The following is a 15599-nucleotide window of genomic DNA, read 5'->3' as shown; positions in this document are numbered from 1 at the left end:
ATTCACGGTGCGAGAGCGGTCTTCTCCGCCTCTCCGACTCGAGTTTAAACACATCTGACGTCATTTTGCAACCGGTTGCAAAATGACGGGGCGCATTTCATACTGCCAAGACCGCTGAAACCCGCTAAAAGGATCGCAGAGGCAAGTTAAGAAGGCAAACACAGCATGGCCGTTACGTTGAAAGAGGTTGCAGAACGCGCGGGTGTATCCCGCTCTGCCGTATCGCGCACATTTACTGATGGCGCCTCGGTCTCTGACAAGATGCGCCGCAAAGTCGAAAAGGCCGCGCGCGAGCTTGGATACAGCCCGAATGCCTTGGCCTCGTCCCTAACCACGGGACGCACAAAATTGATCGGCCTTGTCTCGAACAACTTCCACAACCCGATCTTCCTTGAGGTTTTCGACCTGTTCACGCGCGGTCTGCAAGAACGTGGCCTGCGCCCCCTTCTGGTCAACCTGACCGACGAAACGGACCCTGAAAACTCGGTGCGGATGTTGCGCCAGTATTCCGTCGATGGCGTAGTCGTTGCGTCCTCCACATTGCCACCGGGCTTTGCCAAAGCCTTCCGCGACGCGGGCGTTCCAGTTGTGCACAGCTTTGGCCGGTATTCCTCGGCCCCGCAGGTGCATGTGGTCGGCATCGACAACGTGGAATGCGGACGCATGGCCGCACAGGCCCTGATCGCGCGCGGCTACACCCATGTAGCCTTCATGGGCGGACCCGAGGATGCCACCTCGACCCAAGACCGTTTTGCCGGCTTCAAGTCAGAGATGGTCAAGCATCCGGACATCCAGGCCAGTCATTCTTTCGCCGAGGCATACTCGTTCGAAGCCGGGCGGAAAGAGATGCTAAGGCTGATCGACGCCAATCCCGCGCAAGCCTATTTTTGCGGCGATGACGTACTGTCAATCGGCGCCCTATCTGCCATCGAAGACAGCAAACTGCGTGTCCCCGAGGACATTGGGATCATCGGCTTGAATGACATGGAAATGGCGCGCTGGGAAAACATCGGCCTGACTACGATCCACCAGCCAATCCGGCAGATCGTGACATCGTCCATCGAACTGATGGTCGCGATGTTGAACGAACCGGACCGCTATCCCGAGGCGCGGATCTTCCCCTGTTCGGTCGTCGAGCGGGGCACGCTGCGCCCCGCCCCGTAAACTTATCGGAACATCGGCGGACGCGCGTCCATCCATGAGCCGCCACCCTTGGCCGACGCCACTGCCGTGTGAACCGCCGCCATCGACCGCACACCGTCCGCCGCATTAGGCAACCCGTCGCGATCCGCACCGGAAATGGCATCCGCCAAATCACAGTAAATATTGGCGACTGCCAGCGGGAAGCCCTCTGGATGAGCGATGGCCACGCGGCTTAGGCGCTGCGCGTCTTCATGCAAACCGCCTTCGCCCTTCTCGATGATCTGGGTACGACCGCCAACCGGGGTATAGACCAGCTGGTTGGGCTGCTCGGACGCCCAGCGCAAACCGCCGGTTTCGCCAAACACCTGAATGTCGAACCCGTGCTGGCGACCGATCGCCACGGACGACGTCCAAAGCCGCCCAACCGTACCGCCTTCCATGCGGAAATTGACCATCGCGTCATCTTCCAGAACCCGTGACGGAATGGTCGAGGCGAAGTCGGCCGAGAGGCGCTGAACCTCGTCGTCACAGATGAAGCTCGCCATATGCAGGGCATGAATGCCGCAATCGGCGAACTGCCCGGAAACCCCAGCCATTTCAGGATCATAGCGCCAACGGACGCGCGGATTGTCGGCATCCGTCGCATCGCCGTGATGCCCATGACTGAAGCTTGTAACAACCAGACGGATCTTGCCGATTTCACCAGCGCGCACCATTGCTCGCGCCTGACGCACCATCGGATAGGCCGAATAGCAGTAGTTCACCGCGCAGATCTTTCCCGACTTCTCGGCAATCTTCACGATCTCTTCGCCCTCTTCAACCGTCATGGTCATCGGCTTTTCGCACAGCACGTTAAAGCCAGCTTCCAGAAAGCTTTTGGTGATCTCGAAATGCGTGGCGTTGGGCGTAGCGACGGTGACCAGATCGACCTTGTCATCACGATCTTTCTCACCCGCCAACATTTCCTCCCAATCGCCATAAGCGCGATCCGCTGCGATGCCCAGACGTTGCGCGTATTCGCGCCCCACATCGGGGCGGTGATCCAAGGCGCCTGCTGTAAACGCGAAGCGACCGTCTGCAAGGGCACCAAGACGGTGTGCCGGACCAATCTGGCTGCCTTCGCCGCCACCGATCATGCCCCATTTCAATTTCGTCATGATGGTATCTCCTTACTTGAAGCCGATGGATTCCAGATATTCGCGGTTCTTGCGGGCATCCCCCACCGGATCCGGGTCAAGTGTCGGGTCGCAGTCTTGCTCGACCGTGCACCAACCCTCAAACCCTGCATCTAACAGCACTTGGCGGACGGCGGGGAAATCCACGTCTCCCTCGCCCAGATTGCAGAAGATCCCCTGCCCGCACGCGTCATAAAAACCGGTGCGTTTCTCGATCACATCGGCCTTCACTTTCGGGTCGATATCCTTGAAATGCATATAGGAAATCCGCCCAACATGGCGCTTCATGAACGCCACAGGATCGAACCCTGCATAGGAGTGGTGACCGGTATCAAAGCAGATTTTCAATAGGCTTTCATCGACTTCATCCAGCAGCCGCTCAAGCTCTGGCTCGAAATCCATGAAGCCAGCAGCGTGGGCGTGGATGCCGACGGTCAGGCCATATTCTTCGGCCCCGATCCGGGCGCTTTCCGCGATCCGGTCGCGATAGGCCACCCACTCGGCCTTGTCCATTTGCTCGGCTTCGGCGACCCGGCCAGCAGTTGGTGCACGACGCGGCGAGATCGAGTCGATCAGCACAAGATGCTGCGCGCCATGCGCCTTCAGCGCACGCGCCGTCCGGTGCGTGGCGTCCAGAACATCGCCCCATGCGTCAGGGTCGTGATAGGCGCGGAAAACAACGCCCCCAATCAATTCCAGTTCATGTTCGGCCAAAGCCTCGCCCAGCTCGACAGGGTCTTCGGGCATGAACCCCACAGGGCCCAATTCGATGCCCTTATAGCCCGCCTCGGCGCAGTCCTTCAGGACGGATCGCCAAGTCGGGTTGCGCGGATCATCCGCAAACTCAACACCCCAGGAACAGGGCGCATTGCCAATTCTGATGCTCATCTTTTAGTGTCTCCGATGCTCAGAAGTCGTTGATATCTTTCCAGGATTGACTGTCGGACGAGGCAAGCCCCGCCGCAATCACCCGGTTTACTTCATGCCCGTCGCGGAAAGTGGGCCACACATCCGCGCCGGTTTCGATGGCACGCAGAAAGTCGCGTGCCTCGATAATGATCTGGTCCTGATACCCAGTGCCGTGCCCCGGCCCCTGACAAAAGGGCTCATAGTCGGGATGGGCGGGGCCGGTCAGGATCTTGCGAAAGCCACGCTCGGGTTCGGGATCGTCCATCCGGTACAACCACAGCGCATTCTGATCTTCCTGATCAAAGCGGATCGCGCCTTTGGTGCCGGTGATTTCATAAGCATAGCCCATCTTGCGCCCGGTCGCGATGCGGCTGAAATACATCTGCCCCATCGCACCGTTTTCAAAGCGGCACATCATCTGGGCGTGGTCGTCATTGGTGACGCGCCCGCCCGGTCTGTCACTGTGAACGGTTTCAACTTCGGCCATGACGCGTGAAATCGGTCCCATCAGCGCGAGTGCGGCGTTCACCATATGCGGCGCAAGGTCCCCCATCGTCCCGTTTGCCATCCCGCTGGTGCGCCAGCTGGCCGGGGTCTGCGGGTCCGCATAGAAATCTTCGGTGTGCTCGCCACGAAACCAGGTGATGTCCCCGATTTCGCCTGCTTCGATCATGGCGCGCGCGTACTGGCTGGCGGGGGTGCGGATATAGTTGAACCCAACCATATTCGTCACGCCCGAGGCTTCGGCCGCAGCCACCATCGCCGCGCTGTCTTCCAGCGACGCACCCAACGGCTTTTCACAAAAAACCGGCTTACCCAGCGCAAAGGCAGCCTCGGCTATTTGCCGATGCGTTTCTTGTGGCGTCGCAATGACAATCGCCTCGACCGCGTCATCTTCGACCAACGCACGCCAGTTGTCTGTCGCGTGGGCGAAACCATAAGCCGCGCGGTAGCGTTCGGCGCTTTCCGGGGACGACGCACAGACCATTTCCAAGCGCGGCCTCAACGTGGTCCCAAACACCGCGCCGACGGCGGACATGGCCACTGCATGTGCCTTACCCATGTAGCCGCCACCAAGGATGCCAATGCCGATCTGAATCACGAGGATGCCCCTTTCGTTTGAAAACAATTTGCAACCGGTTGCAAAAACTGTATCCTGAGAATCGAAACCCCGCAAGCCGCATTCGGCACCGCACTGATTTTTCCCGTGGGAGATACGCTGACATGTCTGCGCAAGACGACACCATCCGCCTGACAACCGCTCAGGCGATCATTCGCTGGCTTTCCAACCAGTTCATCGAAATAGACGGAGAAGAAATGCGCCTGTGTGGCGGCGGCTTCGGCATCTTTGGACATGGCAATGTGACCTGTCTGGGCGAGGCCCTGAACACCGTACGTGACGAGCTGCCGCTGTATCGCGGACAGAACGAACAAAGCATGGGTTTCGCCGCGGCGGGCTATGCCAAGGCGTGGCTGCGTCAACGCTTTATGTTCTGCACGGCAAGTGCTGGGCCGGGCACCGCGAACCTTCTTACGGCTGCCGGGTTGGCCCATGCCAACCGCCTGCCCATGCTGCTTCTATGTGGCGACACGTTCCTGACCCGCCTGCCCGACCCCGTGTTGCAGCAGATGGAAAACTTCTATGATCCGACCTTCGGCGTGAACGACGCGTTCAAGCCGGTAAGCCGTTATTGGGATCGTATCAGCCACCCGGCGCAGGTGATCCAGTCCCTGCCCGCAGCAATCGCCACCCTGCTGGACCCTGCCGATTGCGGTCCGGCCTTCCTTGGCCTGCCGCAGGATGTACAGGGCTGGACCTATGACTATCCGGTCAAATTCTTCGACAAGAAAGTGCATCGCATTCGTCGCCAATCTGCGGATGAAGCCGAAATCGCCGATGCGGTCGCTGCGCTTGCTAGCGCCGAACGTCCCATGATCATCGCCGGTGGCGGCGTGCAATACTCGCGCGCTGTCAACGAACTGACCGCCTTTGCCGAAGCCCATCAAATCCCCGTGGTCGAAACCATCGCCGGACGCGCCAACATGCTTGCCGAGCATCCGCTGAACATCGGCCCCATCGGTGTCACCGGGTCGGATAGCGCCAACGCGATTGCCGAGAAAGCAGATGTCATCGTCGCCGTCGGCACCCGCCTTCAGGACTTCACAACCGGATCGTGGACCGCCTTTGATAAAGACGCACAGTTCATCTCGATCAACGCCGCGCGGCATGACGCGGGCAAGCACATGTCCCTGCCCGTTGTGGGGGACGCGAAGCTGAGCCTTGAAGCGCTGAATGCAGCAACCGGTTACAAAGCCCCCGCAGACTGGGTGGCATTCGCGCAGGCCGAGCGGAAAAGCTGGGACGACTACGTAGAAAAGAACGTCTCTTACGGTAACCGTCCAAATTCCTACGCGCAGGCCATCGGTGTGGTGAACGCCCTGTGTGACAAGCGCGACCGTGTGGTTGCCGCGGCTGGCGGCCTACCTGCCGAGGTAACCGCCAACTGGCGCACGTTGGACATAGGCACCGTTGATGTCGAATTCGGCTTCTCCTGCATGGGTTACGAGATTGCGGGTGCTTGGGGCGCGCGCATCGCGCAGGCCCAGATGGAGCCTGATCAGGACGTGATCACCTTCTGCGGCGACGGCTCGTACATGATGCTGAACTCGGACATCTATTCCAGTGTCCTGTCGGACAAGAAGATGATCGTCATGGTGCTGGACAATGGCGGCTTCGCGGTCATCAACAAGCTTCAGAACAACACCGGGAATGAAAGCTTCAACAACCTGCTGGAAGACTGCCCGACGATCCCGCAACCCTTCGGCGTCGACTTCGTGGCGCATGCCACCAGCATGGGTGCAACGGCCGAGAAGGTCTCGAACCCTGCCGAGCTTGGCGAGGCGTTCAAACGCGCAAAGGCATCCGACAAAACCTATGTGATCGTGATGGATGTCGATCCATATGAGGGCTGGACCACCGAAGGCCACGCCTGGTGGGAAGTCGGCACGCCGCATATCACCGAAGATGACCGCGTGCGCGCGGCGCATATCGACTGGGAAGCCTCCCGCTCAAAACAGCGTCGAGGCGTATGATGGCGTTGATCGAAGGTATCAAGGGCAATCGCTTTGCCGTCTTCGGGCGTGCGGGCATGGACATGTTCGCCGCCCCCGTGGGCGTGAAAAGCGAAGACGCGACCACATTCCGCGCCGATCTGGGCGGCTCGTCCGCCAATATCTGCGCGGGGCTGGTGAAGCTTGGCTCTGAAGCCGCGCTGGTGACATCGGTTTCGGATGACGCGGTCGGACGGTTCTGCGTGAACCGCCTGAAGGAGTATGGCGTTGATACGCGATACGTCCGCGCCGTGGGCGGCGAGGCCCGCACATCGCTGGCCGTCTATGAAAGCTGCATCGAAGATTTCCAGAACGTCATCTATCGCAACGGCGCTGCCGACTTCCAAGTCACCGAAGCGGACATGGATGCGGTCGACTACGCGGCCTTTACGGCACTGATCACCGCAGGCACGGTGTTTGCCGCCGAACCCTCACGCTCGGCCACTTTCCGGGCCTTCGACAATGCCCGCAAAACCGGGCTGCCGGTGATCTTCGACATTGACTACCGCCCCTATAGCTGGCCCTCGCCCGAAGTCGCAGCAGACGTCCTGTCCCGTGCAGGGGAAGCCAGCGACCTGATCGTTGGCAATGACGAGGAATTCGGGTTCATGGCCGGCGGCATCGACAAAGGGCTCGACAAGGCCCGCGCCCTCGCTGCCGAAGGGCGCATGGTGGTCTACAAGATGGGCCACGAAGGCGCGATTACCCTGATCGACGGGGAAGAAATTCGCACCGGCATCTATCCCGTCACCGCCGTCAAACCCAATGGCGCGGGCGACAGCTTCATGGCGGGGCTGCTGGCCTCGATCGCCGCGGGTCACACGTTGCGCGATGCCGTCCTGCGCGGCTCGGCCTGCGCATCCATCGTCGTCTCGAAACCCGGCTGCGCCAATGCCATGCCCACAACCGCCGAGCTTGAGGCCTTCCTGGCCTCGCATCCCGGCCCAACGGAATGAAAGGAGAGCCCAATGCATATTGCGCCTCATGACAACCAGAACAAACCCATCGTGGATGCGGATAACGCACTGGTCCCGCTGAACTATTTTAACATCGTCAAGCTGAAGAAGGGCGAGGTTTTCGAATACGCCGTGCCCGGCTATGAAACATGCGTGGTGCCCGCCACTGGTACGGTCGATGTGGATGTCGAGGGCGCGGTTTATCCCGACCTTGGCAACCGCACCGAAGACGTGTGGGATGGCGAGCCCGAGGGCGTCTATGTTCCGGTCGGCGCCAAGGTGCGCATCACCTGCAAGACGGACGCGACCGAAACCTTCATCGCCGGTGCGAAATACGACAAGGTGCTAGAGCCCTTCGACGTGCGCGAGGCCGAACTGGACGTCGTGCAGTACGGATCGGACGACACCAAGACCCACCGCAAGATCAAGCACATCCTTGGCGCGAACCACCATGACCGTGTGGGGCGCCTTCTGGTCAGCGAACTTTACACCGTGGGTGAAGGCGGCTGGTCTGGCTTCCCGTCGCACAAGCATGACACCGACCGGCCCGACCCCGATGGTGGAATGATCGAAACCCGCCATGACGAGACCTACAACTTCCGCTTCAAGCCGAACTACGGCTCGGGCGTACAGATGCTGCAGCGCGAGGACAACAAGCCGGGTGACGCCTATCACATCATGGATGGCTCCACGATCATGTTGGACAAGGGCTATCACCCCTGCGCGGTTCTTCCCGGCTATCAGATGTACTATTTCACCATTCTGGGCGGCCTCAGCCAGCGGTCGCTGAAGCAGTATTTCCAGCCGACGCATGAAGCACAGCTTCACACCATTCCCGGCATCATGGACATGGTGGCGAAGTTCAAATGAGCCTTGTAACGTTGAAAGATGTCCTTCAGCCCGCGCTGAAGGAAGGATATGCCGTGGCCGGTCTGGTCACGCTGGGTTGGGAAGAAATGCGCGCCTATGTGGCGGCGGCAGAGGCCGAAGGCGTCTCGGTCATCCTGCAGGCGGGTCCGTCCTGCCGCGAACACACCCCCCTGCCGGTGCTCGGCAAGATGTTCCGCCACTTGGCCGAAGCCGCGTCCGTCCCGGTCGTGGCCCACCTTGACCACGGGTACACATTCGATGAATGCCGCGAGGCAATCGACAGCGGGTTCACTTCGGTGATGTTCGACGGGTCGCGCAAGCCGCTACAACAAAACATCGACGAAACCGCCGCGATTGCCGAAATGGCGCATGCAGCAGGTGTTTCCTGTGAAGGCGAGATCGGCTTTGTCGGCTATTCCGGCGGCGAAGGATCTGCGGGCACCGACCCGGAAGAGGCCGCAGCTTTCGCCCGCGACAGCGGTGTGGATGCAATGGCGATCTCGGTCGGGAACGTGCATTTGCAGCAGGACAAGGAAGGCGGTCTGGACATCGACCGCATCCGCACGATCGAGGCCGTGACCGATGTGCCTTTGGTGATCCATGGTGGATCCGGCGTGCCAGTCGCCCAGCGCACCGCGCTTGCCCGCGGATCGAAGATCTGCAAGTTCAACATCGGCACCGAGCTGCGCATGGCCTTCGGAAACGCCCTGCGCGAGGCGGTCAATGCCGACCCGGCGCGCTTTGACCGCGTGCAAATCCTGAAAGAAACCCACGACCCGGTGATGGCTGCAACCCGCCGTGTCTTACAAGCGTTTAAAGGAGCCTAAGATGACACGGATCGGACTTCTGGGCTGTGGCCGGATTGGCCAAGTACATGCCCGCTCGATCAGCCAGATCGAAGGCACCAAAGTTACCGCAGTCGCGGATGCCTTTGCAGAACCCGCGCAAGCTTTGGCGGATCGCACCGGAGCCAAGGTGCTGGAACCCTTAGAACTGATCGAAAGCGCGGACGTGGACGCGGTTGTTATCGGCACCCCGACAGACACGCATTACGATCTGATCCACGCCGCCGCCCGCGCGGGCAAGGCCATCTTCTGTGAAAAACCTGTGGACCTGTCGTCTGATCGTATCCGCGACTGCATCAAGGTTGTCGAAAGCGCTGGCGTGCCGTTTCTGACCGCCTTCAACCGGCGCTTCGACCCGAACTTCGCGGACCTTCAAACCCGTCTGCGCCAAGGACAAATTGGCGAGGTCGAGATCGTGACGATCCAATCGCGCGACCCCTCCCCGCCCCCGGTCAGCTATATCGAAAGCTCTGGCGGGCTGTTTCGTGACATGATGATCCACGATCTGGACATGGCGCGGTTCCTGCTGGGCGAGGAACTGGTGCGTGTCTATGCCGTCGGGTCTTCGCTTGTGGATCCCGAGATTGGCAAGGCTGGCGACGTTGATACCGCTGCGGTCACGCTGACGACTGCCAGCGGCAAAATCTGCCAGATCACCAACTCGCGCCGTGCCAGCTATGGCTATGATCAACGGATCGAGGTGCACGGGTCAGGTGGCATGCTGCGCGCAGACAACGTCCATGAAAACACCGTCGAGATGGCAACCGCATCCGGCTTCACACGCGCCCCTGCACAGCATTTCTTCTTGGAACGCTATGAAGCGGCCTATCAGGCCGAGATGCGCCATTTCGTCGATGCGATCGTGACGGGAAACACGCCGTCTCCGAACCTGTTCGACGGGTTGCAGGCACAACTTTTGGCCGACGCTGCCGCGCAATCGCTTGCTGAAGGCGGTCCGGTTGATCTGACCTGACCCAGAAGGCTGAAGGCAGTACGCTTCCCTTCAGCCGATCAGCCCCGGGATATTGTAGGGCGTGATGATTTGCACATCGCTCAGCAGATGCAAATCCGCCGGTGGAAACAGCCCGTGACGCGCCGAAATTGCGCGGAAGGCTTGGCGCATGTCGTGATGCAAATCGTGATGCAAAACGAACCCGATTTCGCCTTGCGTAAGCAGCGAAAGGTTATCCGCATCTAGGTCATGGGCAATGAAATGCCGTGGTGCGAACCCGGTGTCCTTGAGCGCGTCAAGGATCGCGCGATTGCCACCCCCCATCGAATAGACCGCGTCCACCGAGGCCACATTTTCCAATCCCTCCACGAACCGCCGCTTCGTCTTCATGGAAAGCCCCGCCCCGCCCGTGACCTCCAGAACCTCGTAGTTCGGACGCAATGACAGAAACTGCTCTCGGAAGCTGAAAAACCTTTCCGCTTCGCCCTGAAATGTCTCTTGACTGCGCGAAGTTAGAACTGTTCCGGTCGGTTCAGGAAGCAGATTGGCCAACAGATAGGCGGCAGTGAACCCGGCCTTGGTATTGTCGATCCCCACATAGGCCGAGCGATCGGACTGCGGAATATCCGTCACCAAAGTCACGACAGGAATGCCGGCTGCCTCAAGGTCTTTCACCGCACCGGCCACCGTGGAAACATCCCGCGCCTTCAGAATGATACCCTGACTTCCGCGCTTCTTGATGCGCGCAAGGGCCGCGACGATCTCGTCTTCCGTCATAGTTTCCTGCAACAGGAAACGCGGTCGATACACCGCCTCGGTCACATCCGGCAACACCGCCTCGCAGGCGGCGCGAACTTGGCGACTGAACCGATGCGGGGCCTCGACAACCACGTCGACGAACATCCGCCGCCCCCGCGCAGTAAGCTGACGTTCCTGCGTCTCAAGTTCGGCCAGGGCAGCCTCGACCCGCGCGCGGGTCTGTGGACTAACATGAGCGCGATCGTTCAGCACCCGATCCACCGTGGCCGTTCCAAGCCCAGCTTGTCGCGCGATTTCCTTGATGGGGAAGCGATGTGTCATTTGATGGTTTATTGATGTGTTTTCAACCACAATCAAGTGCAGGGCGCCTGTAATTTACGACTGACGAACAGGAGGACCCCCGATGAACACCCATATGCTGCCCGAAACTGGCTTCTATTCTGCCGACGCCTGTCGCCTGGAGGAATTTGCAGCGCTGACCGCGCGCGAACTTGTTCCCGAACAGGTGCCCCACGCGCAAACGATCCAGAAGAACATCCCGATCTATGATGTCTCCGCGCTGACCGCGCACCTGTCTAACCCGGACATGCGTCGCGCCCTCATGGCCGAGTGGGCAACGATCCTGCAGTCTGGCGCAGGCGTGTTTGTGCTGAAACAGGCGCAACCGGATCACGATGCCATTGATGCGGCTTCCGCAGCCTATGAGCGGATCATCGAGGACGAGAAGGCACAGAGCAGAGAGGCAGCAGACCATTTCGCGCCCGCAGGCAGCAACGATCGGATCTGGAACTCGCTGCAAAAGCTGTGCTTTGCCAGTCCAGACGTCTTTATCCCCTATTTCGCCGCGCCTGCCATCGATGCAGCTGCCGAAAGCTGGCTTGGCCCGAACTATCAGATGACAGCGCAAATCAATCTGGTCCGTCCCGGCGGCCAAGCCCAGCAAGCCCATCGCGACTATCACCTTGGGTTCCAAACGGCTGAAGTCAGCGCCACCTACCCGGCCCACGTTCACGACCTGTCACCGCTGATGACGCTGCAGGGTGGGATCGCACATTGCAACATCCCGATCGAGAGCGGCCCAACCAAGCTGCTTCCGTTCTCGCAACTCTACAAACCGGGCTATGCTGCTTGGCGCCGAGAGGATTTCCGCGCTTATTTCGAAGCGCATCACGTCCAACTGCCCTTGGAAAAAGGTGACGCGCTTTTCTTCAATCCAGCGCTATTTCACGCGGCGGGCGAGAACTACAGCAGTGATGTGCATCGAATGGTCAACCTGCTTCAAATCTCGTCGGCCTTTGGACGGGCGATGGAGAGCGTGGACCGGTTGGGCATGTGCAAAAAACTATTTGCCCCGCTTTCGGCAAAGTGGCGTGAAAGGCAGCTGTCGTCGGCTGAACTGGATGCGGTGATCGCGGCCTCGGCTGAAGGCTACTCGTTCCCAACAAACCTCGACACAGATCCCCCCAGCGGAGGCTTGGCGCCCGAAACACAGGCTGCGTTGATCAAGAAATCGGTCTTGGATCAGGACACTCCTGCCCAGGTGAGTGATCTTCTGGACGCGCAAGCAAACCGCAAACGCGCAGCATAATCAATCCGACCAGATGAGCCGAACACTCACTTAGTTTACGCCGCTCTTGGGTCCAAAAACTCTGACGACGGACAAGCACCCCCTGTCACCCTTTTTTACGCATTTCCTTGAGTGCCAAATCAACCTGACTCTTGATTGCGTTATAGGCCTGCTGATTGGCTTGATTGGTCGCAGTGGACAGTTCAGCCATTATCGCAAGTGCGCGCTGCACTGCTTGCTGATACGTCACGGCTGGATCTTTGGTTGGATCGGCTTGGAGGAGTGCGGTTGCTTCGCTGGTCACGTCACGAAAAATTTGCATCTGCTTTTCCATCAGGTCGCGATACGCATCAGTAGCTGTTTCATTGGCCATAACCATCACCTGGAAGCTGTCACTTGCCGCTTCCAGGGCTTCGCTCGAATTCGGACCACCGTTTTTCTGACCGAACAGTTCAAGCACACCCGCGCCCATTGGAAGACCACTGAACCCGTGCGCAGGGTCGTCAACACAGCCTTCGAGACTGTAGGCTTGCCCGCCTATGGCCCACACGCATTCCGTCATATGCTGGCCCGTCATGCTGCGAAAAACAGCAAAACAGTGGCAGAGTTCATCGCCAACGCCCAGAACCTTGGCCACACTGACCCGCTCACCACGCTACGAAGCTACGGACAAATCAGCCGAGATGACCAAAGGCGACTGATTACAGGTGAAAGCGAATGAGGAATGCGGCGGATTTTTCCAAATCAAACTCGCGCCAAGTGTGGGTACGCATGTGGGAACAATACGCTCAATCCCCTTGATGCTCTTTATATTTCAACATCTTATAGAGGCGCCATGGCGGAGGAGGTGGGATTCGAACCCACGGTAGACTTTCACCTACGTCGGTTTTCAAGACCGGTGCATTCAACCACTCTGCCACTCCTCCGACAAGGTGACGCTTAACTTCCCTTGCGCGATTCTTAAAGTGAAGAATTCACGCGAGAAGGTGCTCATGTGACATTGAAGCGATTGCTGCTCTTTTCTCGCGCCAATGTTGTGTTTAGACTGCCTGCAAATCCGGGGGATACCCTGGCCGAGCAGTCTGGATCCGAAGATCCTAAATCAGAGAAACTAGGGGCGCGATATGTCGATAAAGACCACCTTGAAAGTGGCCATGGCACTTGGAGGTGCCATTCTTGTTGCAGCGTGCGACGACACCAACCTTCCCGGCTTCATGAAAAACGCCAACTCTGGCGAAAGAAGTGCGCAAACGACCGCCCGCCAAGGGGAAGTCATCGAGCGTGATGTCGAAGCGCCCGAGGTTTTTCAAGTGACCGAGAAGGGCCTTTGGGATGGACGCCCCAGCCTTGGTGGTGTCTGGGTCGCACATCCCAGCGCGAAAGATCCGGAACGCGTTATCATCCGAAATCCGGCGAATGGGAAATCCGCTGTGGCGGCGCTTTTCCGACGTGAACGTGAAATTCCGGGGCCACGCCTGCAAGTGTCGTCCGAAGCGGCGGCCGAGCTTGGACTGTTGGCCGGTGCGCCTGCCGAACTATCTGTCACGGCCCTGCGCAAACAGAAGGTCCCTGTGGCGCCCCCGCCCGAGGCCGAACCGGTTCTTGAAGATCCTGAAAAGATCTCGCAATCGACGCTCGATGATCCGATTGCTGCTGCTGAAGCCGCGCTGGATCGTACCGAGAAATCGACGCCGCGTGTTGGTACGCGCCCCGCACCCAAACCTGCCGCCAAACCTGCGACTGCCAATCCTGTTGCCGCAGCCGCACCTGTTGCCGCAGCCAAACCAGAAGCCCCTGCCCCCTCGGGCACCCTGTCAAAACCTTTCGTCCAGATCGGCATCTTCTCGGTTGAAAAGAACGCGGAAAATGCGGCCGAGTCTCTGCGCGGCATAGGCATCATACCGACCGTCAAACCGGGCAATTCCAACGGCAAGGAATTCTGGCGGGTGGTTGCGGGACCGGCGACAAACAAGGCCGATCTTGCAGCTTTGCTGAAGAAGATCAAAGGGCTTGGCTTCGTCGACGCCTATGCCGTCACCAACTAACGCTAGATAGCAGATCCTGGGCCAGACGGCCCCATTGAGAAACCAAAGGACACTACCTGACCATGTTTCGTCGCCTGACCTTGCGCATTTCGGCCCTTGTGGCGTTGGTTTTCCTTGCAGCGCTGCCCGCGCGTGCTTTTGATACGCGCGCCACGTCGGCCTATGTGCTGGATGTGACCACGGGCACTGTGCTGCTCGAGAGGAACGCAGAAGTTCCTTTGCCGCCTGCGTCTATGTCCAAGCTTATGACGGTCAACATGCTGTTCGAAGCTTTGGCAGATGGAAGGGTGACGCTCTCTACACCCTTTGGCGTGTCCGACCGGGTCGCCAACATGGGCGGTTCGACAATGTTTCTGACCCAAGGCGACCGCCCCACGGTCGAGGATCTGTTGCAAGGGATCATCGTACAGTCCGGCAATGACGCCTGCGTGGCTGTTGCCGAAGGGTTGGCAGGCACGGAAGACGCGTTTGCCCGCATGATGACCGACCGCGCTCGCAATATGGGCCTGGAAAACTCCAGCTTCGGGAATGCCTCGGGCTGGCCACATCCGATGCAGCGCATGTCGATGAAAGATCTGGCCCTTCTGGCGCGCCACCTGATTGTCGAGTTCCCGGATTACTACCGCTATTTCTCGCAGACTGAGTATCACTATAAAGACCGCGCCCCGGACAACCGCTTCAACCGCAACCCGCTTTTGCGGCTTGGCATCGGTGCGGACGGCCTGAAGACCGGCCACACGCAGGAAGCAGGCTATGGTCTGGTTGGGTCAGCCCGTCAGGGGGATCGTCGTATCGTATTCGTCATTTCGGGTATGCTGTCCGAGAAAGAACGGGCCGAAGAGGCCGAGGCCATTGTCAACTGGGCCTTCCGTCAGTTCACCATGAAAACCACCGTCAAAGCCGGTCAACGCGTGGCCGAGGTCCCCGTCTGGTTGGGTTCCAGCGCAACGGTCGGACTGGTTCCTGCCGAAGATGTGAACCTGTTGATCCCGGCAGGACAGCGTGGCGCCATCACCGCAACAGTCAACTGGACGGGACCGATCCCGGCGCCGATTGCGCAGGGACAGAAGCTGGCCCAGATGGTGATCAGCCGCGATGGGCTGAGCGACACAGTTATTCCGCTTTATGCAGAGCACGGCGTGGGTAATGCGGGCTACACCAAACGCCTGACCACGGCCGCCGGAAAGGTTCTGACACTGGTCATGGGTGGCGACGCCCCACCCCCGCTGGCGTCTTCCAGCGTGACCTCAGCCACAAACTGACCTGA

14 protein-coding genes and 1 tRNA gene are annotated in these 15599 nt (G+C 59.5%); 9 read left to right on the top strand and 6 right to left on the bottom strand.

Going from position 1 to position 15599, the window contains the following annotated elements; translation table 11 throughout:
- Positions 1-165 precede the first annotated feature (165 nt).
- Positions 166-1164 carry a LacI family DNA-binding transcriptional regulator gene (locus MWU53_RS15345; protein ID WP_247094525.1) on the top strand — a complete coding sequence of 333 codons (999 nt, stop codon included), beginning with the start codon at positions 166-168 and terminating at the stop codon, positions 1162-1164.
- Between the two features lie 2 nt (positions 1165-1166).
- Here MWU53_RS15345 and MWU53_RS15340 read toward each other — a convergent pair whose 3' ends face one another.
- The 3 genes from MWU53_RS15340 to MWU53_RS15330 are packed head-to-tail and all read right to left on the bottom strand — an operon-like array spanning position 1167 to position 4329.
- Complete coding sequence (locus MWU53_RS15340) at positions 1167-2300, bottom strand: Gfo/Idh/MocA family oxidoreductase (protein WP_247094524.1); 1134 nt, start codon at positions 2298-2300, stop codon at positions 1167-1169.
- 12 nt (positions 2301-2312) lie between these two features.
- The gene (locus MWU53_RS15335) at positions 2313-3206 is read right to left on the bottom strand and encodes a TIM barrel protein (protein ID WP_247094523.1); all 894 of its coding nucleotides are present in this window, start codon (positions 3204-3206) and stop codon (positions 2313-2315) included.
- 19 nt (positions 3207-3225) lie between these two features.
- Positions 3226-4329, bottom strand: a complete 1104-nt coding sequence (locus tag MWU53_RS15330) for a Gfo/Idh/MocA family oxidoreductase (RefSeq protein WP_247094522.1) — start codon at positions 4327-4329, stop codon at positions 3226-3228.
- A 122-nt stretch (positions 4330-4451) separates the two neighbouring features.
- On the opposite strand from MWU53_RS15330, the gene iolD reads away from it, so the two are divergent.
- From iolD to iolG, 5 genes are read left to right on the top strand one after another with little or no spacing between them, the layout of a single operon-like run.
- The gene (gene iolD / locus MWU53_RS15325; protein WP_247094521.1) at positions 4452-6320 is read left to right on the top strand and encodes a 3D-(3,5/4)-trihydroxycyclohexane-1,2-dione acylhydrolase (decyclizing); all 1869 of its coding nucleotides are present in this window, start codon (positions 4452-4454) and stop codon (positions 6318-6320) included.
- Positions 6320-7294 (top strand): 5-dehydro-2-deoxygluconokinase, encoded by a 975-nt coding sequence (gene iolC / locus MWU53_RS15320; RefSeq protein WP_247094520.1) that lies wholly within the window; start codon positions 6320-6322, stop codon positions 7292-7294. Before iolD ends, iolC begins: the two co-directional genes overlap by 1 nt.
- 12 nt (positions 7295-7306) lie before the next feature.
- A complete protein-coding gene (locus tag MWU53_RS15315) occupies positions 7307-8164 on the top strand; it encodes a 5-deoxy-glucuronate isomerase (RefSeq protein WP_247094519.1) in 858 nt (285 codons plus the stop codon).
- Complete coding sequence (locus tag MWU53_RS15310) at positions 8161-8991, top strand: class II fructose-bisphosphate aldolase (protein WP_247094518.1); 831 nt, start codon at positions 8161-8163, stop codon at positions 8989-8991. The genes MWU53_RS15315 and MWU53_RS15310 overlap by 4 nt, the downstream gene beginning before the upstream one ends.
- A 1-nt stretch (position 8992) precedes the next feature.
- Positions 8993-9982, top strand: coding sequence for an inositol 2-dehydrogenase (gene iolG / locus MWU53_RS15305; RefSeq protein ID WP_247094517.1), 990 nt, complete (start codon positions 8993-8995; stop codon positions 9980-9982).
- Between the two features lie 30 nt (positions 9983-10012).
- Here the strand turns inward: iolG and MWU53_RS15300 are convergent, their stop codons facing one another.
- The gene (locus tag MWU53_RS15300; protein WP_247094516.1) at positions 10013-11041 is read right to left on the bottom strand and encodes a LacI family DNA-binding transcriptional regulator; all 1029 of its coding nucleotides are present in this window, start codon (positions 11039-11041) and stop codon (positions 10013-10015) included.
- Between the two features lie 82 nt (positions 11042-11123).
- Here MWU53_RS15300 and MWU53_RS15295 point away from each other — a divergent pair, with 82 nt between their 5' ends.
- Entirely contained in the window at positions 11124-12308 is a 1185-nt protein-coding gene (locus tag MWU53_RS15295; protein WP_247094515.1) for a phytanoyl-CoA dioxygenase family protein, read from the top strand.
- Between the two features lie 85 nt (positions 12309-12393).
- Here MWU53_RS15295 and MWU53_RS15290 read toward each other — a convergent pair whose 3' ends face one another.
- Positions 12394-12924 (bottom strand): hypothetical protein, encoded by a 531-nt coding sequence (locus MWU53_RS15290; RefSeq protein ID WP_247094514.1) that lies wholly within the window; start codon positions 12922-12924, stop codon positions 12394-12396.
- 199 nt (positions 12925-13123) lie between these two features.
- Positions 13124-13213, bottom strand: a tRNA-Ser gene (locus tag MWU53_RS15285).
- A 198-nt stretch (positions 13214-13411) separates the two neighbouring features.
- Between MWU53_RS15285 and MWU53_RS15280 the strand changes: the two genes are divergently transcribed.
- Positions 13412-14332 carry an SPOR domain-containing protein gene (locus tag MWU53_RS15280; protein ID WP_247094513.1) on the top strand — a complete coding sequence of 307 codons (921 nt, stop codon included), beginning with the start codon at positions 13412-13414 and terminating at the stop codon, positions 14330-14332.
- A gap of 62 nt (positions 14333-14394) precedes the next feature.
- Positions 14395-15594, top strand: coding sequence for a D-alanyl-D-alanine carboxypeptidase family protein (locus tag MWU53_RS15275; protein WP_247094512.1), 1200 nt, complete (start codon positions 14395-14397; stop codon positions 15592-15594).
- The last annotated feature ends 5 nt before the right edge of the window (positions 15595-15599 follow it).

The organism is Aliiroseovarius sp. S1123 (assembly GCF_023015885.1).
GTDB lineage: Bacteria > Pseudomonadota > Alphaproteobacteria > Rhodobacterales > Rhodobacteraceae > Aliiroseovarius.
Note: the sequence above shows the minus strand (reverse complement) of the source record. Positions and strands in the feature narration are given on the sequence as shown.

Bases quoted from the DNA above. Each gene is read 5' to 3' on its own strand.
- MWU53_RS15345 (WP_247094525.1), top strand. From the start codon at position 166: ATGGCCGTTACGTTGAAAGAGGTTGCAGAACGCGCGGGTGTATCCCGC.
- MWU53_RS15340 (WP_247094524.1), bottom strand. From the start codon at position 2,300: ATGACGAAATTGAAATGGGGCATGATCGGTGGCGGCGAAGGCAGCCAG.
- MWU53_RS15335 (WP_247094523.1), bottom strand. From the start codon at position 3,206: ATGAGCATCAGAATTGGCAATGCGCCCTGTTCCTGGGGTGTTGAGTTT.
- iolD (WP_247094521.1), top strand. From the start codon at position 4,452: ATGTCTGCGCAAGACGACACCATCCGCCTGACAACCGCTCAGGCGATC.
- iolC (WP_247094520.1), top strand. From the start codon at position 6,320: ATGGCGTTGATCGAAGGTATCAAGGGCAATCGCTTTGCCGTCTTCGGG.
- MWU53_RS15315 (WP_247094519.1), top strand. From the start codon at position 7,307: ATGCATATTGCGCCTCATGACAACCAGAACAAACCCATCGTGGATGCG.
- MWU53_RS15310 (WP_247094518.1), top strand. From the start codon at position 8,161: ATGAGCCTTGTAACGTTGAAAGATGTCCTTCAGCCCGCGCTGAAGGAA.
- iolG (WP_247094517.1), top strand. From the start codon at position 8,993: ATGACACGGATCGGACTTCTGGGCTGTGGCCGGATTGGCCAAGTACAT.
- MWU53_RS15300 (WP_247094516.1), bottom strand. From the start codon at position 11,041: ATGACACATCGCTTCCCCATCAAGGAAATCGCGCGACAAGCTGGGCTT.
- MWU53_RS15295 (WP_247094515.1), top strand. From the start codon at position 11,124: ATGAACACCCATATGCTGCCCGAAACTGGCTTCTATTCTGCCGACGCC.
- MWU53_RS15280 (WP_247094513.1), top strand. From the start codon at position 13,412: ATGTCGATAAAGACCACCTTGAAAGTGGCCATGGCACTTGGAGGTGCC.
- MWU53_RS15275 (WP_247094512.1), top strand. From the start codon at position 14,395: ATGTTTCGTCGCCTGACCTTGCGCATTTCGGCCCTTGTGGCGTTGGTT.